At 50.0% G+C, this 24,372-nt stretch carries 20 protein-coding genes and 1 other annotated feature; of the genes, 7 read left to right on the top strand and 13 right to left on the bottom strand.

Features of this window, described 5'->3' with window-relative positions; all coding sequences use genetic code 11:
• Window positions 1-98: 98 nt before the first annotated feature.
• From ACFQZR_RS26475 to ACFQZR_RS26450, 6 genes are all read right to left on the bottom strand, one after another.
• Window positions 99-1,067 carry an ABC transporter ATP-binding protein gene (locus ACFQZR_RS26475; RefSeq protein ID WP_379351348.1) on the bottom strand — a complete coding sequence of 323 codons (969 nt, stop codon included), beginning with the start codon at window positions 1,065-1,067 and terminating at the stop codon, window positions 99-101.
• Window positions 1,060-2,043 (bottom strand): ABC transporter ATP-binding protein, encoded by a 984-nt coding sequence (locus ACFQZR_RS26470; protein ID WP_379351347.1) that lies wholly within the window; start codon window positions 2,041-2,043, stop codon window positions 1,060-1,062. The genes ACFQZR_RS26475 and ACFQZR_RS26470 overlap by 8 nt, the downstream gene beginning before the upstream one ends.
• A 10-nt stretch (window positions 2,044-2,053) precedes the next feature.
• Window positions 2,054-2,974, bottom strand: coding sequence for an oligopeptide ABC transporter permease (opp4C, locus tag ACFQZR_RS26465; RefSeq protein ID WP_379351465.1), 921 nt, complete (start codon window positions 2,972-2,974; stop codon window positions 2,054-2,056).
• Between the two features lie 17 nt (window positions 2,975-2,991).
• Window positions 2,992-3,945: an ABC transporter permease gene (locus tag ACFQZR_RS26460; protein WP_379351346.1), complete on the bottom strand. Its 954-nt coding sequence runs from the start codon at window positions 3,943-3,945 to the stop codon at window positions 2,992-2,994.
• A 59-nt stretch (window positions 3,946-4,004) separates the two neighbouring features.
• On the bottom strand, window positions 4,005-5,738 hold the full coding sequence (locus ACFQZR_RS26455; protein ID WP_379351345.1) for an ABC transporter substrate-binding protein: 1,734 nt from the start codon (window positions 5,736-5,738) through the stop codon (window positions 4,005-4,007).
• A 281-nt stretch (window positions 5,739-6,019) separates the two neighbouring features.
• Complete coding sequence (locus ACFQZR_RS26450) at window positions 6,020-6,919, bottom strand: ArsR/SmtB family transcription factor (RefSeq protein WP_379351344.1); 900 nt, start codon at window positions 6,917-6,919, stop codon at window positions 6,020-6,022.
• Between the two features lie 235 nt (window positions 6,920-7,154).
• Window positions 7,155-7,387: a binding site (T-box leader), on the top strand.
• 42 nt (window positions 7,388-7,429) lie between these two features.
• On the opposite strand from ACFQZR_RS26450, the gene ACFQZR_RS26445 reads away from it, so the two are divergent.
• A complete protein-coding gene (locus tag ACFQZR_RS26445) occupies window positions 7,430-9,340 on the top strand; it encodes an arginine--tRNA ligase (protein ID WP_379351343.1) in 1,911 nt (636 codons plus the stop codon).
• A 23-nt stretch (window positions 9,341-9,363) separates the two neighbouring features.
• On the opposite strand, the gene ACFQZR_RS26440 is transcribed toward ACFQZR_RS26445, so the two are convergent.
• Window positions 9,364-10,110 (bottom strand): MBL fold metallo-hydrolase, encoded by a 747-nt coding sequence (locus tag ACFQZR_RS26440; RefSeq protein ID WP_379351342.1) that lies wholly within the window; start codon window positions 10,108-10,110, stop codon window positions 9,364-9,366.
• A 134-nt stretch (window positions 10,111-10,244) separates the two neighbouring features.
• On the opposite strand from ACFQZR_RS26440, the gene ACFQZR_RS26435 reads away from it, so the two are divergent.
• Together ACFQZR_RS26435 and ACFQZR_RS26430 are read left to right on the top strand one after the other, a co-directional pair.
• Entirely contained in the window at window positions 10,245-10,673 is a 429-nt protein-coding gene (locus ACFQZR_RS26435) for an Lrp/AsnC family transcriptional regulator (protein WP_379351341.1), read from the top strand.
• Between the two features lie 382 nt (window positions 10,674-11,055).
• On the top strand, window positions 11,056-12,390 hold the full coding sequence (locus tag ACFQZR_RS26430) for an ABC transporter substrate-binding protein (RefSeq protein WP_379351340.1): 1,335 nt from the start codon (window positions 11,056-11,058) through the stop codon (window positions 12,388-12,390).
• A gap of 76 nt (window positions 12,391-12,466) precedes the next feature.
• Here ACFQZR_RS26430 and ACFQZR_RS26425 read toward each other — a convergent pair whose 3' ends face one another.
• The 5 genes from ACFQZR_RS26425 to ACFQZR_RS26405 form a co-directional block, all read right to left on the bottom strand.
• On the bottom strand, window positions 12,467-12,637 hold the full coding sequence (locus ACFQZR_RS26425; protein ID WP_379351339.1) for a hypothetical protein: 171 nt from the start codon (window positions 12,635-12,637) through the stop codon (window positions 12,467-12,469).
• 74 nt (window positions 12,638-12,711) lie between these two features.
• Window positions 12,712-13,347 (bottom strand): FMN-dependent NADH-azoreductase, encoded by a 636-nt coding sequence (locus tag ACFQZR_RS26420; protein ID WP_379351338.1) that lies wholly within the window; start codon window positions 13,345-13,347, stop codon window positions 12,712-12,714.
• A gap of 182 nt (window positions 13,348-13,529) precedes the next feature.
• Window positions 13,530-16,280 (bottom strand): alpha-mannosidase, encoded by a 2,751-nt coding sequence (locus ACFQZR_RS26415; RefSeq protein WP_379351337.1) that lies wholly within the window; start codon window positions 16,278-16,280, stop codon window positions 13,530-13,532.
• A 3-nt stretch (window positions 16,281-16,283) separates the two neighbouring features.
• On the bottom strand, window positions 16,284-19,409 hold the full coding sequence (locus tag ACFQZR_RS26410) for a beta-galactosidase (protein WP_379351336.1): 3,126 nt from the start codon (window positions 19,407-19,409) through the stop codon (window positions 16,284-16,286).
• 286 nt (window positions 19,410-19,695) lie between these two features.
• Window positions 19,696-19,956, bottom strand: coding sequence for a helix-turn-helix transcriptional regulator (locus ACFQZR_RS26405; RefSeq protein WP_379351335.1), 261 nt, complete (start codon window positions 19,954-19,956; stop codon window positions 19,696-19,698).
• A gap of 315 nt (window positions 19,957-20,271) precedes the next feature.
• Here ACFQZR_RS26405 and ACFQZR_RS26400 point away from each other — a divergent pair, with 315 nt between their 5' ends.
• The 4 genes from ACFQZR_RS26400 to ACFQZR_RS26385 are packed head-to-tail and all read left to right on the top strand — an operon-like array spanning window position 20,272 to window position 23,173.
• A complete protein-coding gene (locus ACFQZR_RS26400) occupies window positions 20,272-20,700 on the top strand; it encodes an SRPBCC family protein (protein ID WP_379351334.1) in 429 nt (142 codons plus the stop codon).
• Window positions 20,697-21,074, top strand: a complete 378-nt coding sequence (locus ACFQZR_RS26395; protein WP_379351333.1) for an ArsR/SmtB family transcription factor — start codon at window positions 20,697-20,699, stop codon at window positions 21,072-21,074. The genes ACFQZR_RS26400 and ACFQZR_RS26395 overlap by 4 nt, the downstream gene beginning before the upstream one ends.
• A 42-nt stretch (window positions 21,075-21,116) precedes the next feature.
• Window positions 21,117-21,797, top strand: coding sequence for a response regulator transcription factor (locus ACFQZR_RS26390; RefSeq protein ID WP_379351332.1), 681 nt, complete (start codon window positions 21,117-21,119; stop codon window positions 21,795-21,797).
• Window positions 21,794-23,173 carry a sensor histidine kinase gene (locus ACFQZR_RS26385; protein WP_379351331.1) on the top strand — a complete coding sequence of 460 codons (1,380 nt, stop codon included), beginning with the start codon at window positions 21,794-21,796 and terminating at the stop codon, window positions 23,171-23,173. The genes ACFQZR_RS26390 and ACFQZR_RS26385 overlap by 4 nt, the downstream gene beginning before the upstream one ends.
• Window positions 23,174-23,600: 427 nt before the next feature.
• Here ACFQZR_RS26385 and ACFQZR_RS26380 read toward each other — a convergent pair whose 3' ends face one another.
• The gene (locus tag ACFQZR_RS26380) at window positions 23,601-24,236 is read right to left on the bottom strand and encodes a hypothetical protein (RefSeq protein WP_379351330.1); all 636 of its coding nucleotides are present in this window, start codon (window positions 24,234-24,236) and stop codon (window positions 23,601-23,603) included.
• Window positions 24,237-24,372: the final 136 nt, after the last annotated feature.

Here is a 24,372-nt window from a genome sequence, read left to right as displayed (position 1 = left end):
TCGACAATTTCATTTATTGCCATAACTTCTGTAGATCAATTCCTTCTAATTCGGGAAAAGCTCGACGCAAGCGATTCCTCCCTTAGAACGATTCTTCATTAATTCACCAAATGGCACGCGACATAATGGTCGCTGCCGACATGACGGAATTGCGGAACTTCTGCTTTACAAATATCCGTTGCAAAAGGACAGCGTGTATGGAACTTACAGCCTGACGGCGGATTCGCCGGGCTAGGAATGTCCCCTTTGAGTACGATACGATCCCGCTTCAGCTTCGGAATCGGAATCGGCACCGCAGAGAGCAGCGCCTTCGTATACGGATGCAGCGGATTACGGAACAACTCGTCGCGCGGAGCCGTCTCCATCATCGAGCCCAAATACATCACGCCAATTCGCGTGCATAAATGTTCGACGACGCTTAGATCATGCGAAATGAATAGATACGTAAGACCTTGCGACTCTTGAAGGCCGCGGAACAAGTTAATAATCTGAGCTTGGATGGATACATCAAGCGCCGAGACCGGTTCGTCTGCAATAATCAAAGCAGGATTGAGGACAAGCGCTCGTGCGATACCAATACGCTGCCGTTGTCCGCCGGAGAACTCATGCGGGAACCGATCATAATGATAGGATGACAAGCCACAGGCTGCCAGCACTTCTTCCACACGGTCCCGGACTTCGACTTTCTGCAATATACCATGATCGAGTAATGCCTCTCCAATCGCATCCCCTACGCGGACACGCGGATTAAGCGAGCTATAAGGATCTTGGAAGATCAATTGCATTTGCGGGCGAAGCTTCCGCAGTTCCTTCGGAGGAAGCGTGTGAAGATCGATCCCCTTGAACAGAACTTCACCGGATGTCTTATCGGTTAGGCGTAGAATGGTGCGTCCCACCGTGCTCTTCCCGCTGCCCGACTCCCCGACGAGGCCGAACGTCTCGCCTGCTCGGATCGACAAGCTAATATCATCGACAGCCTTCACATGGCCGATCGTACGATTGAACAACCCGCCAGTAATCGGAAAATACTTCTTCAAATTCTTTACTTCAACGATAGGTTCAGACACGAACGGCCACCTCCTCGTATAACCAACATGCCACCTTCTGGCGGTCTGCAATGTCTCTTAACTGCGGCTCTTTCGATTCACAGATCGCCATGCACTGGCTGCAGCGATCATGGAAATAACACGATTCCGTCAAAGACAATGGATTCGGAACTTGTCCTGGAATGGAATACAGCTGATCCTGCCGCTGATTAATAATCGGCTTCGATTTCAATAAACCTTGCGTATACGGATGTCTCGGGTTGTTGAAGAGCTCGACGACCTCACCTTCCTCGACGATTTTGCCGGAATACATGACGATCACATAATCCGCCATCTCCGCCACGACACCAAGATCATGCGTAATCAAGAGGATCGACATATTCGAATGCGCCTTAATCTCCCGGAGCATATCCAGAATTTGCGCTTGGATCGTCACATCGAGTGCCGTCGTCGGTTCATCGGCGATGAGGAGCTTCGGATTGCAGGAGATCGCAATGGCGATCATGATCCGCTGCAGCATGCCGCCGCTTAGTTCATGCGGATACGAATTGAAAATTTGCTCCGCTCGCGAGATCCCCACCTGCTCAATGAGTTCAATCGCATGCTTGCGCGCCTCCTTCTTGCCCATTTTCAAATGCTCCATCAGCGGTTCCGTAATCTGCTGACCGATCGGAAGCACCGGGTTGAGCGAAGACATCGGCTCTTGGAAGATCATCGCAATGTCGTGTCCGCGAATCGTGCGAATCTCATTCTTGCTCATCTTCAGCAAATCTTCGCCTTCGAACCCGATCCGACCGTTCACGACTTTGCCTGTTGGTCCTTCGATTAATCCCATAATCGACATGGCTGTCATACTCTTCCCGCAGCCAGATTCGCCGACGATGCAGACGGTCTCTCCTTCACGCACACGCAGACTAATATCGTCAATCGCCTTTACTGTACCTTCCTCCGTATAGAAATACGTACTTAAATGGTCGATTTCTAATGTGTTTTTCATCCTCATTCACCTACTTCTTCTGTTTGGGATCCAGCACGTCCCGAAGCCCGTCACCGAATATATTAATGGCGATTACCGTCGAGAAAATCGCAAATCCTGGCGGGATCCAGAGCCAAGGATGCTTCTCGAAGTCAATGATGCTATTCGCCGCATCAATCATATTCCCCCATGTTGCCGTAGGTGGCATAACGCCAAGGCCAAAATAACTGAGCACCGACTCCGATAGAATCGCACCCCCGATGTTCAGCGTTGCAACAACGATTAAGAGCGGGAACAAGTTCGGCAGCAGATGATGGAACAGTTTCCGTCGATCCCGAAGACCTAGGACAACAGCCGCCTGCATGAACTCACGTTCACGAAGACTCAGCATCTGTCCGCGGACGAGTCTCGCAAGACCCGGCCAGCCGACGAAGCTCAGCATCATCATAACGATATACATCCGGTAATCGGTCGGAATTTTCCATTCGGACAAGAGAGCCCCAAGGATGAACAAAATCGGCAGACTCGGAATCGAGAGCAGCAGATCCGCAATCCGCATGATGATTTGATCCACGATTCCTCGGTAGTACCCCGCGATCGCACCGAGCAAGCTGCCGATAAAGACCGATAGCAACATCGATGCTAAGCCGACGGTGAGTGATATCCGGCCAGCTTGGAGCAGGCGTGTCAACACATCGCGACCCAGCATATCCGTCCCTAGCCAATGTTTGAGATTCGGCGCATTGTTCATCGCCGTCACGTTCACCTTACCGTCGGTGTATGGTGAGAAGAACGGCCCAATAAAGCATGCCGCGAACATAAATACAATAAATATAAAACCCGATACCGCTAATTTATTCCGGAGCAGCTTCCGCACGGACTGCGTCCATAATGACGTTCTCACTGCGGGGAGTTTGCTGCTACGACTTTTGACAACTTCACCTTGAACCATCGACATAGGCCCCCTCCTCACAGTTTCACACGCGGATCCGCGATGTTATATAGAATGTCAGATATGAGCGTACCGATGACCGTGAGAACGGCGATGAACATCGTAAAGCCCATAAGCAGCGGATAATCCCTGGCACCAAAAGATTGCATGTACAGCTGGCCGATCCCCGGCCAATTGAATATTTTCTCGATGATAAGTGAACCCCCGAAAAGCCCCGGCAGTTCGAAGCCGACGAGCGTAATCGCAGGCAGCAGCGCATTGCGCAGCGCGTGACGGAATAACACCTTCTTCTCCGTCATCCCTTTGGCACGGGCCGTGCGGATGTAGTCCTGTTTGATGACGTCGATCATATTACTGCGGAAATACCGGGTTAACGATCCTACGCCAAGCAACGTCATCACGATCACCGGCAGCGCCATGTGATTGATGACCTCCTTGATATAAGCTAACCCCGTAGCATTGCTGCCAGTTGTCATCATGCCACCCGGAGGCAGCCACTTCAGATCGACGGCCAGCGTCTTGATCAGGAATAGTCCGATAAAGAACGAAGGAATCGACATCGCCGCGAAGATCCCGATCATGACGAGCGTATCGAACCAAGAGTATTGTCGATAGGCCGAGATTACCCCAATAATGACGGCGAGCAACCAAGTCAAGAAAGTCGAAGTGATCGCCAGCAGGAACGAATTCCAGATATATTCATTGAACAACGTCAGCACCGGCTTTTGCTGCGCCAGCGAATAACCGAAATCGCCATGCAGCGCATTTTTCATCCAGAGGAGGTACCGTTCAAATAGCGGTTTGTTCAAGCCATAAATCTCCCGAAGCTCGGCTTTGCGTTCCGCCGTCAGCTTCATATTGCTGGATATGAAGTCCCCTGGCGTTAAGGCATATAAGAAGAAAATCAGCATCGAAGCGCCGAGTAATATCAAGACCATATAGATCAGACGTTTTGTGAGATACGTGCTCATATATTTGGCTCCTTAATAGTCCATCCCTTGTCTGCACGACAAGGGACGGAGAGGTGGTATTATTTCAAAGTCCACTCCGGCAAGCTCGCTGAGATGCCTTGCGATGGATTGATTTTGATATTCTCAATACGGCCGTTGTACGCCAGGATCAACTTGCTGTAGCTCGTGAAGATGTATGGAGCATCTTCGTTAATCACTTGATACAGCTCTTTATAAATCGCTTTGCGCTCTTCGATATCTGTCGTTGCAAGACCTTTCGCATAGAGCTCCTTCACTTTCGGATTGTCGTACCCTTTCACTTCGCCATCGACGAAGGACAACACGCCATCCGAAGGGTCACCCAAAATCGATGTGGAGAAGGAGACGAGATCGTAGTCACCACTCTCGAACTTCGCAATCTGTGCATTGAAGTCTGCGAATTGTTCAGCTTCCAGCTGAACGCCGATCGCAGCATAGTTTTCTTTGGCTACCGCGATGAAGATGTCCGTTCCTTTCTTCTTGGAGCCGATGAAGTGAACGCTTAGCTTCTTGCCATCTTTCTCACGGATGCCGTCCGTGCCTTCCTTCCAACCTGCTTCATCCAGCAATTGCTTCGCTTTCTCCGGATCATATTTGTACGGGTTGATTCCTTCTTCGGTATAAGACCATGAGCTCTGCTGCGTTGGAATGTTCGCGATTGTCGCTGCCCCTTGGTTCGAATCCACATAGATGGTTTGGCGATCGAGTCCATAGGTTAATGCTTGGCGAACGCGTTTATCCTTCAATGCTTCATGTTCCATATTGAATTGCAGATAGCCATAGTTGCTTGCCGTATACGGCTCTAAGTTCAAGAAACCGAGCTTCTGCAGACGGTCAATATTGTCCGTTGTCGCCGAGAAGCTGCCATAGTCCTGCTCGCCCGTCTCGATGAATTGGAATGCGTCGCCTTCTGTTGTTTTATAGATGAAATGTTCCGTCTCCGGCTTGCCTGCATAGTAATTCTCGTTCGCTACGAAGCGCACTTCCTGACCTGGAATGAATTTATCGAGCTTATAAGGCCCATTGCCGAGCGGTGTGGAATGCAGATTTTTGATGTAATCCAATTGGCCGAACTTGTAATCTTTGCCGTAGTAAGCTTTGGACAAAACATCCGAACCTAGTACTTGAAGCGCCGTTGCATTCACCTTCTCCACAGTTACCGAAATCGTCAGCGGGTCGATGACTTTGATTCCTTCGATGGATGTTGCTTTCCCTTCCTTGTAAGCTTTGCCGCCTTTCACGTTCGTCGATAAAATGTCGTATTGGCCATCGTAAGCTTTATCGTGCAGAATCGTCCATGTGAATGCCACATCCTCCGCCGTCAGCGGGGATCCGTCGCTAAATTTCAAATCCTTGCGAAGGTGGTATGTATAGGTTAATTGATCTTCCGAGATATCCCATTTCTCTGCAAGACCAGGGATCGGAAGGCCTTTCTCATCGACTTTAACCAGTGAAGAGAAGAGCACCGAAGTCACGTTGCCATCATAGCCACTCTGTAGGAAATAAGGTGTAAATGCACCGCTTGGATCTGTTAAACCGACGATGATCGTATCCGTACGTTTCTTCGCATTCTCCGGAAGTTTCGCTAGATCTGTCGCTTTCACCAAGCTCGTAATGCTGCCAGCCGCCGGTGTTGTTGTCTGTTCGGAAGTTGTCGCCCCCGCTTCGGTCTTGCCGCTCTCCGCTGCAGGCGTCGAAGCTGGTGATGAACAAGCAGATAACAAGAGTGCCCCGCTAATGATAATCGTTAGTACAGAAAATAAACCTTTTCTCATAATACATCTCCCCGTTTCCAATAAAATTGAATTAAACATTAAATTCCGACCCGAAAGGTATGAATTAGTTTGATTGGTTTTATTATAAGAATCAAAATGTGTTCTGTAAAGAGAGAACTTAAAAAAAGTTTTGTGTAAAGAGAATATAATTCAAGTTCATAAAAAGTCATCTAGACAAAAAAACGCCTCCAGCGTCCTTTCAAGGACGGGAAGCGTCTAGGCGAGAAATAGAAAAACAATATTTTCAAAAAAGATCCAAGTCGTTCATTTCGCTGACTATATTATTGCGACATCGTTGTGATATAGCGGTATAGAATCTCGTCAATTTGCCTTACTGCCTTGAGCCGAAGACTATAATGCGTCGTAACTTCCCCTTCGACATGGGCATGAATGAATCCCGCACTGCGCAGTTTCCCAATATGATCGTGGGTAATCCCTTTGGAAATTTTCAAATGACGAACAATTTCGGTAAAAGGCTGCGGACCATGATGCAAATAACGCAAAATCTTCATTCGGCTCTTCTCGCCAATGGTCCGAAGAACTCGATAATGATGAGGAGAGAGCTCCCCAGGTTGGTCCATATACACTCTTGCTGCATAGTGGCAAAGTGTTACTTTACCAAAGTGCCAAATGACATTAAGTGGTTGAAAATGGTACTGCGGAACAAGGATCAATTCTTCAAGCCCCGGTATAGGGGTGAACAGCATCCCGTTCGTCGTATCATCGACGAAATCCTCTGGCGACAGCTGGGTCAACATCTCCGTTCTCCGAACTACTTCCGCATGAAGCAACCGAAGGATCTCCGGGTCCAGTTGACGGAAATACTCTTCATTCCAAGCCGTCAACAATTGAACAGCATGCGTGCGGAACGCTTCCATCTGCGCTGGAAATTCATTGCCATACTGCGCCAGCAGTTCGTACAACTCACCCACGGAATGACCTTCAATCCACGTCACGAGCTCTTCGGGAGATGCCGAGTCCGGACAGACAAGGGCCAGCAAATAGATAAATCTCCAAGCGCCATTCACCTCGGTATTATCGAGCATACTTCGAAGTTCAGGCGATAACCGCTCCTGCGTTGTCTCTACCCATTCCATCGAGAGATCGATTTTTTTATAGGATTTACGGCATAAATAAGTATGCAGACTGCTAATAAATTCATGCAACGGCGTAAATCTCACGCACAATCGATAATCCAATGCCACACCCCTCCGCTCCTTTCCTATCCCTTACGGTTATCGATATTTTCATCTTCTAAATGTATAGAAAACTGTATCTATAATCAAGCGGTTCTGTAGCGTACCCCTAAAACAACCCCACAAAGTGGGGATTCCGAAAACTAACATAGACTCGTTCCCGATCATCAGCCCCTTGCATTTATTTCACAGATTTTGTATAGTGTTTGACAATATATCTTCAATTTCGTTGATCGGGAGAGTAATTCATGTGAAGCGTCCAAGCGAACCGGGATAGTGTGAGCCGGTACGACAGCATGAATGAAGCGGACCCGGGAGAAAATCTGCTGAACCAGCGCGCTGCAGCCGCTGTGGTAGGGAGATTCGGCGCCGTCCGTTATCGGCTAGAGGGGTTAGACACATCATGTCTAGCAACAAGAGTGGTACCGCGAAGCAACAGCCTTCGTCTCTTCATAGAGACAGGGCTGTTTTTTTCATTTTTAGGGAGGAATTCGTATGAGATTACAATCGTTTATCATCACGCAGATTGAGAAAGCCATTACACTTCTTTATGAGCTATCATTTGCTTCGGATCAGAAGTCGCAAGTCGCCGTGCGGATTGAGCAGCCATCCCATATGGAGCACGGAGATTATTCCACGAATATCGCGATGCTGCTGGCCAAGGTTATGCGCAAATCACCAATGATCTTGGCTTCTGAGATTGCGGCACAGCTCACGCAAGACGGGATGATGGAACAACTCGTCGTTAAGATCGAGGTCGCACCGCCTGGATTCATGAATCTGTTCATCGATTGGGGCGTATGGGCCCGTCGGGATTGGCAGCTTGAAGCCACTGGAGAACAGAAGAAGGCGATTGTCGAGCATACGTCCATTAATCCGAACAAATCTGCCCATATCGGCCATCTTCGCAATGCCTGCATTGGCGACAGCATCGTCCGTCTACTAAGACGCACAGGCGTTGAGGTTGAGGTGCACAATTACATCGATGATCTTGGCAATCAACTCGCAGACACCGTTGTCGGGATGCTTCATACGCCGCTTCAACAAGCACATGCGAGGTTCGGGGATTTCTGCTGGGATGTGTATTCCTCACTGCATCGGGAATACAAGGTTCGCCCTGCCTTAGAACAAGAGCGTTCCACTATCCTTCACGCGCTGGAAGAAGGCAATAATAATATCGCTTGGATGGGGATGCTGGTCGCAGAGCGCATCGTTCGCGAGCAATTGGAGGAAATGGAGCAATTCGGTATAGGTTATCATCTACTCGTGTGGGAGAGCAATATTGTGCGGGAAGGGTTCTGGAATGCGGCCTTTGCACTGCTGCAGCAGACACCGCAATTCAAGCAGGAGACAACAGGCAAGCTGGCTGGCTGTTGGGTGTTGAAGCAAGGGGAGACAGGAGCCATTGAAGAGCACGGGGATGATCCAGAGGTAGACAGCGAGCATCAGCAGGATAAAGTATTGGTGCGTTCCAATGGCATTCTGACGTATACGGCCAAAGACATCGCCTATCATCTCTGGAAGTTCGGCTTGCTAGGCAAAGATTTCGGTTACAAGCGATTCGCAGACGGGTTGTTCACCACGACTGCAGCTGGAGGGTCTGGAACCCATGCCGAGGCTGGTGCCTTCGGTCAGGCCGACACCGTCATTAACGTCATCGATGCACGCCAAGCGTATCCGCAGATGATGGTGAAGCAGGCGCTAGAAGTGCTCGGCTTTACAGCTCAAGCGAATCAACTACGCCATATCAGCTATGGCGTAGTCTCGCTCAGTCCGCGATCGGCGGCAGAGCTCGGCATCGATACGTCAGATGGCAAAGCTGCTTACGCAATGTCCGGCCGCCAAGGGATTGGAATTAAAATTTCACAGCTGCTCGATTTGATGGAACAAGTCATCGCGGATAACCGCTCCAACTCGGATGGACTATCCAGTCGGCTGATCGCAGCCGCTTCAATACGATACTATCTGCTGCGGTTCAATCTGCAGACCGAAGTCGTCTTCGATCTGCAGCAAGCGACCGAAATCTCAGGCAATACCGGCGTATATCTGCTGTACGCCTATGCCAGAGCCAGCACCCTATTGAACCGCGCCGCAGAAGAGCATGGGATTATGCCGCAGAACCCTGCCGTGTTCCCTCTGTTACATCGCGCAGAATATGCACTCTTAAGGCAGATCGCACTGTGGCCCGATACGCTGCACAAAGCAGCCGAGGAGTTGTCCCCGAGCCTTATCTGTACGTATGCCCATGAGCTCGCGACGTTATTTAATAACTTCTACGGCGCATGTCCAATTCTGAAAGGCGATGAAACTTCGAAGGCATTCCGTGTCTGGTTGACGTCCAAGTTCCACGAGACGCTTGGCGATGCGCTGCAAACGCTCGGGCTACCAACGCCAGAGCGCATGTAATCAGGCGATCTGCGGTGTGGAGCTTAGATCCATTCGCCGTCTTCCAGGATAAGTACGTTATAGGTCTTCTCTGATGCGGCGAGTGCTTCCCGAAGCTTCGCGCGTGTGACATGACAATGATTGATCGCATCCATATGGACGGCGACAACCTGCGTATAAGGTGCGTGCTCGCACACAGCGATGACATCCGCTTCGTTCATTGTGATCGGATCGCCAGTAACGAACTTCGCGCCTCCGGCGTTCACTATCGTTACGTCAGGGTGATACGCATCCAGGGCTTGAACGACGTCATCGCACCAGATCGTGTCGCCAGCGATATATAACGTTGGTTCGTTCGCCGCTTGCAGGACAAAGCCGGATACTTGGCCCATCCATTGGCCAATTTCCCCCGTGCCGTGTTGACCATCGGTACGATGTATGGTGATCTCCTTCCAGGCTAGTGTTGTATCGATCGGTGCGACGTCCGTGAATCCATGTGATTGAATTTGATCCTCATTACCGGGTTGGCACAAAACCGACGTTGACTTCGGTAGGTGCGTAACCGCCGCTGTATCGAAATGATCTTGGTGAAGATGCGTGACGAGCATCAGATCGGGATGCTGCCATGCCGCAACTTCTGCTGGCAGCGGCACGAGTGGATTGCGTCGATCATTATTGGAATTTATTATAGGCGGATTTGCACCCGCGTCGCTAAACATTGGATCCACGAGGATCTTAGCACCTGCATATTCAAGCCATAGTGTTGCATTTCTTATCAATTGTATATTCATCCTGACATCCTCCTTTACTTCCTGATACAATGATACACAGGATCATGAACCACATAAATAATCGGATGAAAGGAAACGTCGATTCTTACTTTCACGATGTAAGAATTTCAGCGTTGCATAGAGGTGTTCAGCAAATGAATGATGGAACCATTGATTCCGTAGATTTGGATATACTCCAATTATTGATTGAAGATGCGAACCGATCTCACAAAGAAATTGGTCAAATCGTCCACCTAACGGGGCAAGCGGTCGGTGCTCGCGTGCGCAAGCTGCAAGACATCGGCATTATCGAAGGGTATACGGTAAGGTGGAATCGGGATAAGCTCGGGCAATCCGTCCAAGCGCTCATCACGATTTTCCTGACTTCCCATCATGCACATCAGCAATTCCGCTCCTTCGTCGCCAGCAGCGATGAAGTGATTGAAGTCTATAGCGTTAGCGGCGAAGGCTGCTATTGGATGCGTGTTCGTGTTGCATCGCCCTCTGACTTGAGCGCATTTCTCGAACAACTGCTGCGATTCGCGAATTATAAAGTCAGCCTCACGATTGATCAGCTTAAATAAGAAGGACCGTCCGGATCCACTCGACCGGACGGTCCTTTTTGGGTGTGAAGACCCATACGTTGTGCGTAAGGGAGAGATGGGTATCGGCTACAGCCGCTCTTGAAGTCGTGGGGACGTGGCTTCGAAGCTGATTCAGGTACTTTGTGGGGGTTTAGAAACGAATAGAGTTGAACGAAGCGGCCCAGCTTGCGATTGATGCAAGCCGGGTTTTTTGGCGTTAGACCGCAGCGTTGATTCTTCACACCATCTTCACGCCCAGTTTGGTAGGATATGGGTAGATTGACACGAAGGGGGAATTTAATGAGAGAGTGAATCGAAGCCACGCATGGATCACGCACCGTTAAGTAAGCGCTACCTATTTTACTATTGGGAGGTAATAAGTTTGAAAAGGAATAAAAAGAGCACGACTAGGTTGCTTGTATTCCTCATGTTAGTATCTTTGCTTGGCGGTTGCACCAGCGATAACGAAAATGCGAAGAAAACGGAACCGGAAATAGAGAAGAGCGATTCGGCAGACACGGTCAAACAAACCGATAACGAAGTAGTTGAGATCACAGTTTTATACCCGCACCCGGAAGAAAACTTCAAATCCCGATTCGGAACAATTAGTGAGAAGCTGAAAAATATTAAGCTGGTGCAGCTGCAAAAAGGAAACAATCTGGAGTCGCTTCAGGAACTGAACGCCCAGAAGATCGTACCTGACTTGATTTGGGGCGACGGCGACGCAATTGAAGCGACCAAGGAGCTCGATATGATCGAGCCGTTGGACGAATTGGTCAAAGCCAACAATTTCGATTTATCAACAATCGAGCCTTCGATCATCGCTACTTACCGCGCCATGAACCCGAATGGCAGTCTGATCGGAATGCCTACTTTCAGCGACAACTTCACACTGTATTACAATAAGGACGTATTCGATAAATTCGGTATTCCATACCCGAAGGAAAATTTGACTTGGGACGATATTGTCGACCTGTCCAAGAAGCTGACAGGCGAACGTGACGGCATGCAGTACCATGGTTTTGAGTTTGGTGCTTATGGCGAAGCACTTGTACCGCTCAAGCAATTTTCCGTTAACTTAACAGATCCGGATACCGGAGAAGTCCTCATCGACAAATCGCCGGAAGTTACTAAATATTTGGAACTGATGAAGCGCATATACAGCATCCCCGGTTTGTACAACAAAGAAAGCTACCAGTTTCCGAAAGGAAATGTCGGCATGATCGTCACGTGGCCGCAATACTTAATGTGGGGGATCGGCGACGCGGACATTGTTAAAAATGTCGATGCTGCGCCGCTGCCATCTTGGCCGGAGCTTCCGAACGTTTCACCGACTTCGTATTCACATCCGATCATTCTGAACAAATATAGCAAAAACAAGGACGCGGCTTTCAAGGTTATGGCCGAGTTCGTATCTGTTGAAAACCAGTCCAGAATCACAAGAAAAGGCGTCGACCCTTCTGTCCTCAATGCCCAAGAAGTCAGGGACCAATATGCCGTTGATCAAGAACTGTTTAAAGGCAAAAATATTAAAGCATTTTTTGCATCAAAACCGGCTCTTCCGCCTTCAAAAATAAGCCCATATGACAAATACGTCAATATTAACGAGAGTTTGGCCAAATTCGCTGAGTCCGACATGAATATTCCGGAATTTTTACGAAAACTGAAAGAAGAGTCGGGGGCCAAAATCAAAGACGCGATATCCAAACAAAAGTAAAGCGAATACTTATCAGATTGAATAAGAAAAAACGGCTGCCTTCAGGTATATAACCGGAAGCAGCCGTTTCTCATGATCATGATTGTGTGTAAAAAAAAGGATTGCCGCTAATATGGCGGCGCCATTCTTCATTCGTTATCGATCGATCATCTTGTTTATGTTCCGAGCCTTCTATCATCTCTTCAGCAAACTCTACATGCGCAGAACCATCGTAATAAACTGGAAACTTCTGATCTCGTGCCGACATCGTTCCACTCCTCAAACTATTGTTCTTAAACAGAAGATATGCCTCGTTATTTGCCGCAATTCATCCCATTCCATTTAGAAACGTTTTGCAGCCTCCTTGGCTTTAGTGATCGCTTTTTCTTTAATGGATTGCGCTTGATCCGGCATAGCCCCCATCCCTTCAACAAAGATCCCTTCGAACGACGGAACGCCGTGGAATTGCATGATCTTTTGCAGGTAGCTATGTCCGTATTCCATGGCTGCTGCCGGCCCTTCTGAATAAATCCCGCCGCTCGCCTGGATATGAAAAGCCTTCTTGTTCGGCAGCAATCCGACGGGGCCATTCTCGGTATATTTGAACGTTTTTCCTGCGACGCAGATCGCATCGATATACGCTTTAAGAATCGGTGGGAACGAGAAGTTCCACATCGGCGTAACATACACGTACTTATCCGCTGCCACGTATTGATCGACGATCTCGTTCAGACGGGCTACCTTGGAACGCTCATTCTCTGACAGCTGATCAAAGGAAGATCCACCTTGGAGCTTCCCCCAACCGCTAAAAATATCTGCATCAATATGCGGGATATTCAATTTGTACAAATCCAAATGAATGACTTCATCATTCGGATTCGCTTCACGATAAGCTTCAATAAATTCTTTGCCCACAGCCATGCTGTACGATACTTGATGATCGTTCGGATGTGCAGTGATGTAGAGGACGGTTGCCATGTTCCCGAATAACTTCCCTTCTGTCTATAATTTAACGAAAATGGATTCACCAGCAATTATACGATGTCCGCAATGATCGATTTCTATCCCTCGTGCAACCTATGCTTTCTAATATTTGCACAAAAAGCCGCCCCAATCCTTCATTCAGGATCAGAGGGCGGCTTATTAGAATCATGCCAAATTTATTCGTAGTTCACACCAACACGTACCGGCTTGACGCCGATTGTGACGATCTCGCATGGACCCAGCGGCAGCGTTACACCTTCCGTCGCCTCGCTTGCGAAAGGCTCTGCAGACTGCTCCAAGATCGTCGTCTTGTAGAGCTGCTCGGTCTGAATCGTTGCGTTCAGCACCATGTCAACAGGCTGTGCGCTCATGTTGTACCAACGCAGCATCATGTCGCCAGTCTCCGGACTCATCTTCAAGGAAGAGAAGGCCGCAGCCCTCGATTCCCAGCGGAACGGCGTACATACCGCACTCACTCGGCCCGCATGAACGCCCGTCTGACATGCCGTCCAAGGCACTTGGAACTGGTAGGCTTCTGCATATGCACCGGATTCAATGCCGTCGCCGTCATGCGGGATGACTTCCATCCGCACCGTATGCTCACCGATGCACTGCGCTTCCGGTGTCGGGAAGTAACCCCAGTCGCCGAGTTCGCCGACACTGCGCAGCAAGGTCACCGCAATCGTATTGCGTCCATCGCGGAGCACTTCGTATTCATTCAAGCCGAAATTCGCTACCGTGAGTCCCGCTCCCGCTTCGCTCACATCAACAAAGGCTTGCTGATGCTGCGTATTGCTCGGATTCGTCCACTCCGGTGCAGGCTCGATCGAGCGCTTCACGATTTCGAACATCGAATCCACGTCATGCGTGCTCGCTGTGACATCTGTCGGGAACAATGCACGCAGACGATGATCTTGCGCTTGATTGTTATACGATGTCTCAATCTGTACGCCACGACCATTACGATCAAGCGTCAATACCGTACGAATCGTAAACGGTACCATCTTGTTCGAACGCTGTGCCTTGCGCACCGACCAGCCGACCAACTCGCGTTGTTCTGTACCGAGCAATTCCTCAGCCGATGCTGGAATTTCCCATTCATGGACAATCTCGAACGATGCCCGATACGCCGAATCCTCAAGCACGCGAACTTGTGCAGGAAGTCCCTTCGTCGTTAGCGCTTGCTCCCCTTCCGGTTGCTTGTACATATATTCGTTCCCGATATCGCCTGTACTTTCATAAATACCAAGATCCGTGTACACACGTCCCGTACGCTTGTCCGTCAGCGTATAGGAGCCATCTTCAGCAATCTCCACTTGCAGCAGATGATTCGCCATGCTGCGATCGCCCGTCACCAGGGAGCTCAACTGCGATGCCTCTTCACTGCGTAATACCCAAGCATATGTGTGCAATCCAAGCGCAGGAATTCCCTCTGCTTGGAACGTAAGACGAACCTTGCGCGTTAAGAATGGCTGACGGAATTTATCGTTCGGCAAATCATATCCGAACACCACACCCAAATCCTCGACCGTACAAGGAATCGCGTTCCCTTCCGTATCCACGAGCACCCGTCCCGCGAGGCTTACTGCCTTCATGCGCTCCGTCATTTCTCTCGCTCGAATCCCTTCACGCTCATAGATTTTCGCGACTTCCAGCTCAACCGATACAACCCCTGTACGGCTCCAGCCTGTCGTATTGAAGACAACCAGCGGTAATGGCTCTTCACCATAGGCTTCAAACCCTGTCGTGTCCACCGCATCCGCAATCGTACGCACGCTTGTATCCACAATCGATTCCGCAACATGACGGCTCTTATCGAAGCGCGTCACCATCTCGCGGTGCACTTCATCCACGCTGCAGCCGCAAATACTATCATGTGGGTGGTTCTGCATCAGCGTCTTCCATGCATACGTGAGCAGATCATGCGGGTATGGACGGCCGAGCAGGTCTGCGAATGTCGCGAGCGGCTCTGCTACCTTTTCCAATAGCATCTGTCCTGTCTGGTTCATCTGCTTCAAATAGACGCGCGCCGACGCCGTATTCACGAGCGTGCCCCATCCATCCGTACGCTGGCTGCGAAGTTCGCCGCGAACCGAAGATAACTCCCGTTCCATCGCACCTTCGACGGCCGCTAGATAATCGATGAAGTTCGAATGAATGAATTCCGTATCCGGATAGAGCTCCTTCGCGACGCGAATCGCTTCCGGTACGTCGAGCTGAATCGGCTGATGATCGCAACCGTTCATGAAGAGCAGCTCCCGCGTTGATGCGTATTTCTCTGCATCTGCAAGCTTGCGATCCCAGAATTTTTTCGCTTCTTCTTTATCTGTCGGTACCTCATTCCCGTTCGAATACCAATTCGCGAACAGAATACCGAGCACCTTCGAGCCGTCTGGGCCTTCCCACATGAGCTCGGAGAACGAGGATTCATAGCCCCCGTCTGATACCGTGTTATTGAAACCGGTCGGCTTCACGCCGCGTCCGAAGAATGCGTTCGTTATGCCTGATTGCTGCATCAATTGCGGCGTCTGTCCCACAAGGCCGAACGTATCTGGGAAATAGCCGATTTTCGCCGGCTCGCCGAATCGCTTCGAATCCTCATGGCCGACCTGCATATTGCGCACGTTCGCTTCGCCGCTCGTCAGGAACGCATCCTGAAGAATGTACCAAGGGCCGATCATAATTCGACCTTCTTGGATATATTTCGTCAGACGCTCACGCTGACCGGGACGAACCTGCAAATAATCTTCGAGAATAATCGTCTGCCCGTCGAAGCAGAAGCTCTTGAAATCCGGATCCTGATCCAGCTTGTCCAGCAAAGCATCAACCAATTCCACAAGGCGTACATGATGCTTCTCATAAGGGAGGTACCATTCCCGATCCCAGTGGGTATGCGAAATAATATGTGCTGTTCTACGTTGTTCCATCGCTTAGTCTCTTCCCTTCACTGAAATGTTCACTTCTTGTGGACGATAAGTGGATACGAGCTGTCCTCCTTGATCCGTTGCGAATAGAATCGAGCGCTCTGCTGGTAACGTGAATTGATACGTCATACCTGAGATCGGATCTTTGATCTCAACCGGCGCATCCCAAGCATATTCCGATACGAAAATATACAAGTTCCCGTTCTTGAACGCCAACTTCTGACCATACACGCCCGGCAAATCACTGCCTGTAAGCCATTCCATGACAGGACTTACACCTGCTTGGCCTGCTGCATAACGATACAACGCTTCGATAGCCTCATCCCGTTCATTCAGTTCAACTGCCAGCGGACTCCAGAGAATCCGGCCTTGGCCGATCGACACTTCAACGATGGCATCCCCATCCGTCGCTTGTTGTACCGAAGGCACTTCCTTCGCGAGCTGTGCAATACGGCGCTGTCCGAAAGATACCCGGTAGCGCTTGTCACCGATCAACAGCATCTCTTCACGACGAACATTGCCAATCGTCCGCTCACCGAACTGCTCGTTCAAGCGGTTCGATGGCTGCCAATAAGCACCGATGCCTACAGGACCTGTAATCAACAAAGTCGCACCGGTCTCCTTAACGATCTCCACGAGCTGTTCCATAGCTTGATCATCTACATTGTGCGCACTCGGCAGCACGATGAGCTTCGCCGGGTTCACACGCAAATCTTCCAAGTGGTATTCCGAAACCCCACGGAACGGCCATTTCAGACTATAGTTCATGACACGTGTAATCCGCGTCGTCGCATCGAATGCCAACTTCCGATTCGAGAAATCATTCGAATACGGGAAAATAACGGCGATGTCTTCAAGCGCACGATCTTCGAACAAATCGCGGTTCTCGTTCATGAATTGACCGAAATCATAGGATACATCCGCTTCCGGCTTCTCCGTACCATCGGCACGCAGTGCGCCGATATGCGATTCATTCGCGTTATCCATATAGAAGTTCGTGTTCCAGATCCATTGAATGGCACCTGCACCGCCCGTGGAGAAGGCATACGCATATTTGCGCTCCAAGATGCTCCGCAGTTCAAGCTCAGAACGCTTCGCACGACCATCCGGTGTCTCGACATACATGATTCCTGTCTCTTGAATCACATTCGGCTTATTCGCCGTCTTCGCGAAGATCCCATCCCAGACCAATTGATCGTTCAACCACCAGGAATGGACGGTCGTATAATCGACGGCTTCTTCATAGAAGAACGGTGACGGACGCTGTGCACCGAGCGCTTCATCCTGACCTACCGTGACAAGATGATTCGGAACAATGTCCTTAATGGTATCGTACAACGCCTTTGCCCAACGATTATGCATCTCCATCGAGAACAAGCAGTAATCCAACCAACGTGTCCCTTTCTTGCCTTGGTGCATATTCTGAACGTCGAAGTTGATCTCTTCCTCTTCCGGCGGCAACACCACATCGAAGCTTGGCAGCTGTGCAGGCGACATATTCCAGCGCTCTTGCAAGAGCTCGATCGAGCCATGACGCTCTTTTAGCCATGTACGATACGCTTCCCGCTCGTAAGGATCATGCGCAGAACGAGGGCCTGACGAGAAGATTTTCTCCGGCGCGAACATCGATGGTTCATTGATCAAGTCCCAGTCCACATTCGCCGTGTCCCGGTGACGGCTAACAATCGCGCGAATGAAGCGCTTCTGTGCCTCGACGCTTTGCGGATCCAAGTACGGATTTACGCCTTCCCATGTCTCTGGTGTGAACGAGAAGAAGGTGAAGGTAAGCTGAAGATCATGACGCTTCGCCGTCAAGATGAACGCATCGATGGCACGCAGTACTTCCTCGGACGCGTGACCGTCCACTTGCATAATGTTTCGATACGCCGTCCATACGCCCGTACGAATCCAATTGATGCCGGCTTTCTTCATCTGTGCCATATCGCGATCCCAGACGTCCACATTCGGCAGGAACAAGAACTTACGCGCCACATCCGATGTCATATAAGTCATCCCGACCACAGGGAACGGACGTCCATCTTTTACGAAATAATCCCGATTGGCTGAGATAGGCTCGCCCTGGCGAAGCAATGCCGCATCATGGCCCCAGAATCCTTGACGAAGCACACGTACTTCACCACTAGCCGATGTCGCTTCACAACGAAGCTGATAGAAACCGCTACCGATCTCTACTGGCACAGGGATGCGCACGAACTGAAGCTCACTTCCAGCTTCCGCTTCCACGTGGTGCGTCCAGCAAGCTGTCTCTTCATCATGCCGTGTTAAGGTAAGATCAAATGTCCATGACTCCACAGCAGCCGAAGTACCTGCGATATTGCGCTGCAAGTTCTGTGTCTGAAGCATAAGCATTGGACGTTCACCAGCTTCATAATTAGCATAATTCGGTTTAATTGAAATTTCCGTCAGACCTCTGCCGCAGAACGCTGCCAACTTCGCAATCACTGCCGCACCGCCTTGCGACCAGAATGAAGCACTAAGCGGCATATGGATGAAGATCCAGCGGGATCCCACGAATGTCCCACGCGAATTCTCCCATAAAACAACCGGTGCGCTAAGCTCCCGATCATCCGCGCTCTTCCCGATTAATAATGGGGTGATTTGCGTGCTCATCGTACCCGCCGAACCCATCTGGAGCGGCAGATCCGCGTTCTTCGTCGTATGCGGAACGAGATTCCATGTATCTGCAATATCGAATAGCCCTACTTGATCGGCAAGCATTGGATAGGCCTCGGATGCCTCCACACGTGCTACTTTCGCAGCATCGACCTTGAGCGCTTCATGAATATACAATTCCTGATGGTAACCTGTTTGCTCCGCTTCCACGATCCATTCGCCGTTCTCATGACGAACCGGACGTTTGAACGGCGCACCACCGACGCTTAGAAGTCCGCCGCCATTTCTCAAATACTGAATGATCCCGTTCCATGCGGATTTCGGGAAATACGGCGCATGCATATTCACGAAGCAGCCGCCTTCTACGCCTTCCAATGCGGAAGCAAGCCCCTCGGCTCCTACCACAGTGCCGAATTTAGCTAACTCCTCTACTTCAATGCCTTCTGCATGAATGATAGGAAATGATGGATCATAGAAAATAATAGCTTTTGTATTCATAGCAATCCCTCTTTCATAGATTTGTAAGATTTCGGTGTATGCGGGCTTCCAATCCCCTGTGCTGCCTGACTTTCAACGTATTAAGGATTCTTTTCACTCGGCGCTAAACGCCGTATTATTTCTGAAAACGATTGGATCCTCATTCAAGCGCTTTCAAACGAACTAATAAATTCAATCTATCGGAAGACCCGTTCGGTCAATTCTTTATCTATTAACGATGCGCAACCACAGTGGACATATTTCCCGAATATTGTAACGGAAGGCGTGGCCTATCGCAATTCTAATATTACGACACAAGCATGAGATAGGCGGTGCGATATGTCGTGATTTTAAACACTCGCCAAGATCCTAATATCAACCCGCACTCTGATCGGAGTTCACCTGCACTTTTCCCCATATACTCTTTGAAACGTTTGTAGAACGTATCCAGTTTGCGATACCCTACTTCTGTCGCAATTCCATATATTTTTTTATCCATATTTAGCACGAGGAACTTCGCACGATCGAGCGCGCTCTTGAACACTTGCCCCAAATAGGTTGGATTCATATAGATTTCTTCAGCTGGTTGCCGAGCAAGAACTGCGATTCATAACCGGTATTGACGATAGAGCCTAGTGACATAATAAGCAGCATCGTCGCTATTCTTTTGATCGATGACTGTCTGATAGTAATCCCTCCTTATCAGAAATTGCGAGACGTGGCAAACCTACAATACGATAGAATATTACTCCCAGAATCTTATAATCGCACGCCATCTTGAGGGGGTGGTGGTGTTCTTGCATTGACACAGTGATCAGCGGTTCCGTATAATTTTCATGAAACCAATAGGTTTCGAATGTACATTATTGGAGGATTATAACCCATGACGAATCACCCCGGGACTATGCCCGATATTGTAAAAGAAATCGAATTCAACGCGCCCATCCAGAAGGTATGGGATGCCGTATCAACAGCGGAAGGCATTGCCACTTGGTTCATGCCGAATGACTTTGAGCCTGTTCTTGGGCATAAATTCACCATCACTTCCGCCTATGCGGTATCGCCTTGCGAGGTGCTTGAGATCAATCCGCCGAAAAAGCTTGTATTCAGCTGGGGGGAAGATTGGATCATTACGTTTGAGCTGACAGCGATGGAAGAACGGACGGCATTTACGCTGACCCATGGCGGCTGGGTGGACAAAGTGGCTTCGGATACGGGGATTCCTTATTCGGTTGCTCGCGAGCGCATGAACGGTGGATGGGACTCGAGCGTACTCCCTGCACTCAAGAAATATGTTGAGGGATTGGCATGACAGCTGCTCCAAAATATGACGTGTTCCAAGCGATTGCTGATCCGACGCGGCGAAAGCTCCTGCACTTGCTCGCAGAGCAAGAGCTTCCTGTAAATGTGATTAGCAGCAATTTCCCGATGAGCCGGACCGCGGTATCGAAGCATTTGCATGTCCTTGAGAGTGCGGGGCTCGTCACGGAGCGCAAGATCGGCCGCGAGACAAGGTACAGTCTTCAAGCTGCACCACTACGAGAGCTGAAGGATTGGGTCGCGTACTACGAGCAATTCTGGGATAACAAGCTCGCCTTGTTGAAGCATTTGGTGGAGGCGGCAGATGGGGGTACAAATGCAGATCCGAGTCAATCGAGTATGTCGGGTCCGCTCAAGCCGCTCTAAGGCTTGCCTTCACAATAGATGGGATGAAAGGAGCATGCCACGATGAGAATACATCTCCTCGTTGCGGACGATGATCCGCATATCCGCGAGCTGCTGCGCTTTATTCTGGAGAAGGAGGGTTACGTCCCTCATGAAGCGGAAGACGGCGAGCAGGCGATGCGCATTCTGGAGAATGAACAAGTACATCTTGCCGTAATCGACGTCATGATGCCAGGCAAGACGGGGCTTGAGTTGTGCGAAGAGATTCGGCGGCACCACGATATACCCGTCATTTTATTGACGGCCAAGGGTGAAATCGATGATAAAGAAAAAGGATTCTTATCCGGGACAGATGATTACATGGTGAAGCCCTTCGAACCGAAGGAGCTGCTGTTCCGTATTCGCGCGCTGCTGCGGCGGTATCAGCTCGTCTCCTCGGAGACGATTAAGCTCGGCCGAACGATGATTGACCGCAGAAGCTATGAAATTCATATCGATGGGGACACGCTCGTCCTTCCGCTCAAGGAATTCGAGCTTCTATCGCATCTCGCGAGCAATCCTGGACGGATTTTCACACGGGACCAATTGCTGCAAGCCATCTGGGGTGCGGATTATGAAGGCGATAGCCGAACGATTGATGTGCATATTAAGCGATTACGCGAACGGTTCCATGACAGACCAGAGGACTTCGTTATTACGACGGTACGAGGTCTCGGCTATAAGCTTGAGGTGACGGAACCGTGAGAACCCTTTACGTTCGAATCGTCATGATCTTCCTGCTGATTAGCTTCCTAGGAGGTATTCTCGCCCTCATTGTCACGAACTTCTATTATCTTGGGCATATTCAAGATTCGAACGAGAAGAAGATTATGAGCATCGGCGAGGACATTCGCTCACTCTATGAGCAGAATCCGAATATGGAGCTCGGCAGTTATTTGACACATATCGCGAACCTCGGATATCAGATCTATGCTGTCGACAGTGAGCTGAACGGGACATATTACGGTACTCCGTTCAAGCACAAACAGTTCAATGGTGAGCATATTAAACATGTCCTTGAAGGTGGTGTCTATAACGGCATCAAGCAAGAATCGCAATGGCTCAAAATCAATGGTCTATTCGAAAATAGTCTGCGCAACAGCGTCGGGCTGCCTGTGCAAGTTCACGGCGAGCCTTATGCGCTCTTCATCCGACCAAATATGGAACAACAGATCGGCGAAGTGAGGATCATCCTCGCCCTGCTTCTCGGCTTCTCGTTCCTCTTCAGTATCATCTTGATCGTCGTGCTGTCGCGATTTATCGTCAAGCCGATCAAGAAGCTGACCGATGCGACGCACCGCATTGTCGGAGGCGATTATCATATGGAGCTTGATGTCACGCGGCGTGATGAGATCGGGGATCTCGCAAGGGACTTCACCCATATGGCACGATCGATCAAGCAGCTGGACGACATGCGGCAGGAATTCGTCGCGAACGTCTCGCATGAAATTCAATCGCCGCTGACTTCGATTCAAGGCTTCGCCCATTCGATCCTCGAGAAGAAGACGAGTCCCGAGGAAGAAGAACGTTATTTGCGTATTATTGAAGAGGAGAGCAAACGACTCTCTTCCCTCAGCAAGCAGTTGTTAACCTTGGCGACGCTCGACAAGGAAGATCATGTCTTGAAGCGTTCGAGCTTCCGGCTGGATGAGCAGATCCGACAAATCTTCATCGTGACGGAGCAGCAGTGGTCCGACCGCGATATCGAGCTGGACCTCGACCTGCCGGAGGTCGTCGTGACTGCCGATCAGCAGCTGCTCAACCAGGTGTGGTACAACTTGATCACGAATGGGATCAAGTTCACGAACCCGGGAGGCGTGCTGCGCGTCGTGCTTGCGGCGGAGGGCGGGCTTGTTGTCGTGCGGATCGCCGATTCGGGCATCGGCATCCCGGAGGCCGAGCTGGCACATATCTTCGACCGCTTCTACAAGGCGGATAAGATGCGCAATCGCACGCAAGGCGGCAGCGGATTGGGCTTGTCCATCGCGAGCAAGGTCATCGCGCTGCACGGCGGGCGGATCGAGGTGACGAGCAAATTGGGCCAGGGAACCGAGTTCACGGTTCGGGTGCCGATGGGGTGAGCCGCGTGTGGTGCAGGCGGCGGATCGCGTGAAATAACTGCAGTTTTGCAGTTATTTCGGCGCCACGCAGCCTCTTCGAGCATATTAACTGCAATTCTGCAGTTATTTCGGCGCCAGGCGGCATCTCCGGGCCCATTAACTGCATTTTTGCAGTTATTTCGGCGCCAGGCGGCCATTTCGAGCATATTAACTGCATTTTTGCAGTTATTTCGGCACCAGGCGGCCTCTTCGACCCCATTAACTGCACTATTGCAGTTATTTCGGCGCAAGGTGGCCTCTTCGGTCCCATTAACTGCATTTTTGCAGTTATTTCGGCGCCACGCAGCCTCTTCGAGCATATTAGCTGCATTTTTGCAGTTATTTCGGCGCCACGCAGCCTCTTCGACCCCATTAACTGCATTTTTGCAGTTATTTCAGCACCAGGCTGCTACTTCGCACATATTAACTGCATTTTTGCAGTTATTTCGGCACCAGGCTGCCACTTCGCACATATTAGCTGCATTTTTGCAGTTATTTCGGTGCCAGGCGACCTCTTCGGGCACATTAGCTGCATTTTTGCAGTTATTTCGGCGCCAGGCAGCCTCTTCCAGCACATTAGATACATTTTTGCAGTTATTTCGGCACCAGGCGGCCTCTTCGAGCATATTAACTGCAATTCTTCAGTTATTTCGGCGCAAGGCGGCCTCTTCGAGCATATTAGCTGCATTTTTGCAGTTATTTCGGCGCCAGGCAGCCTCTTCCAGCACATTAGCTGCATTTTTGCAGTTATTTCGGCGCAAGGTGGCCTCTTCGGTCCCATTAACTGCATTTTTGCAGTTATTTCGGCGCCACGCAGCCTCTTCCAGCACATTAGCTGCATTTTTGCAGTTATTTCGGCGCCAGGCGGCCTCTTCGAGCATATTAGCTGCATTTTTGCAGTTATTTCGGCGCCACGCGGCCTCTTCAAGCATATTAGCTGCATTTTTGCAGTTATTTCGGCGTCAGGCGGCCTCTTCGAGCATATTAACTGCATTTTTGCAGTTATTTCGGCATCAGGCGGCCACTCCATGCGATTTACCTGCATTTTTATAGTTATTCCCCCACCATATCCCTACACAGCAATAACCGAGACCCCTCTGCATCCAGCAGCGTGGGATCTCGGTTTTTTTCATATATCTCCACACTTGTAATTCCCTGTTCATCATGCGTTCATATTCCAG

Origin of the sequence: Paenibacillus sp. GCM10027629 (genome assembly GCF_042676425.1) — a bacterium.
GTDB classification, from domain to species: Bacteria; Bacillota; Bacilli; order Paenibacillales; family Paenibacillaceae; genus Paenibacillus_K; species Paenibacillus_K terrigena.
Note: the sequence above shows the minus strand (reverse complement) of the source record. Positions and strands in the feature narration are given on the sequence as shown.

What these genes read in the sequence shown, in the direction of transcription:
- ACFQZR_RS26440 (WP_379351342.1), bottom strand. Translation starts at nt 10,110, where the DNA reads ATGAATATACAATTGATAAGAAATGCAACACTATGGCTTGAATATGCA.
- ACFQZR_RS26445 (WP_379351343.1), top strand. Translation starts at nt 7,430, where the DNA reads ATGAGATTACAATCGTTTATCATCACGCAGATTGAGAAAGCCATTACA.
- ACFQZR_RS26390 (WP_379351332.1), top strand. Translation starts at nt 21,117, where the DNA reads ATGAGAATACATCTCCTCGTTGCGGACGATGATCCGCATATCCGCGAG.
- ACFQZR_RS26405 (WP_379351335.1), bottom strand. Translation starts at nt 19,956, where the DNA reads ATGAATCCAACCTATTTGGGGCAAGTGTTCAAGAGCGCGCTCGATCGT.
- ACFQZR_RS26460 (WP_379351346.1), bottom strand. Translation starts at nt 3,945, where the DNA reads ATGAGCACGTATCTCACAAAACGTCTGATCTATATGGTCTTGATATTA.
- ACFQZR_RS26410 (WP_379351336.1), bottom strand. Translation starts at nt 19,409, where the DNA reads ATGAATACAAAAGCTATTATTTTCTATGATCCATCATTTCCTATCATT.
- ACFQZR_RS26400 (WP_379351334.1), top strand. Translation starts at nt 20,272, where the DNA reads ATGACGAATCACCCCGGGACTATGCCCGATATTGTAAAAGAAATCGAA.
- opp4C (WP_379351465.1), bottom strand. Translation starts at nt 2,974, where the DNA reads ATGGTTCAAGGTGAAGTTGTCAAAAGTCGTAGCAGCAAACTCCCCGCA.
- ACFQZR_RS26455 (WP_379351345.1), bottom strand. Translation starts at nt 5,738, where the DNA reads ATGAGAAAAGGTTTATTTTCTGTACTAACGATTATCATTAGCGGGGCA.
- ACFQZR_RS26380 (WP_379351330.1), bottom strand. Translation starts at nt 24,236, where the DNA reads ATGCAGGTAAATCGCATGGAGTGGCCGCCTGATGCCGAAATAACTGCA.
- ACFQZR_RS26435 (WP_379351341.1), top strand. Translation starts at nt 10,245, where the DNA reads ATGAATGATGGAACCATTGATTCCGTAGATTTGGATATACTCCAATTA.
- ACFQZR_RS26470 (WP_379351347.1), bottom strand. Translation starts at nt 2,043, where the DNA reads ATGAAAAACACATTAGAAATCGACCATTTAAGTACGTATTTCTATACG.
- ACFQZR_RS26395 (WP_379351333.1), top strand. Translation starts at nt 20,697, where the DNA reads ATGACAGCTGCTCCAAAATATGACGTGTTCCAAGCGATTGCTGATCCG.
- ACFQZR_RS26425 (WP_379351339.1), bottom strand. Translation starts at nt 12,637, where the DNA reads ATGTCGGCACGAGATCAGAAGTTTCCAGTTTATTACGATGGTTCTGCG.
- ACFQZR_RS26420 (WP_379351338.1), bottom strand. Translation starts at nt 13,347, where the DNA reads ATGGCAACCGTCCTCTACATCACTGCACATCCGAACGATCATCAAGTA.
- ACFQZR_RS26415 (WP_379351337.1), bottom strand. Translation starts at nt 16,280, where the DNA reads ATGGAACAACGTAGAACAGCACATATTATTTCGCATACCCACTGGGAT.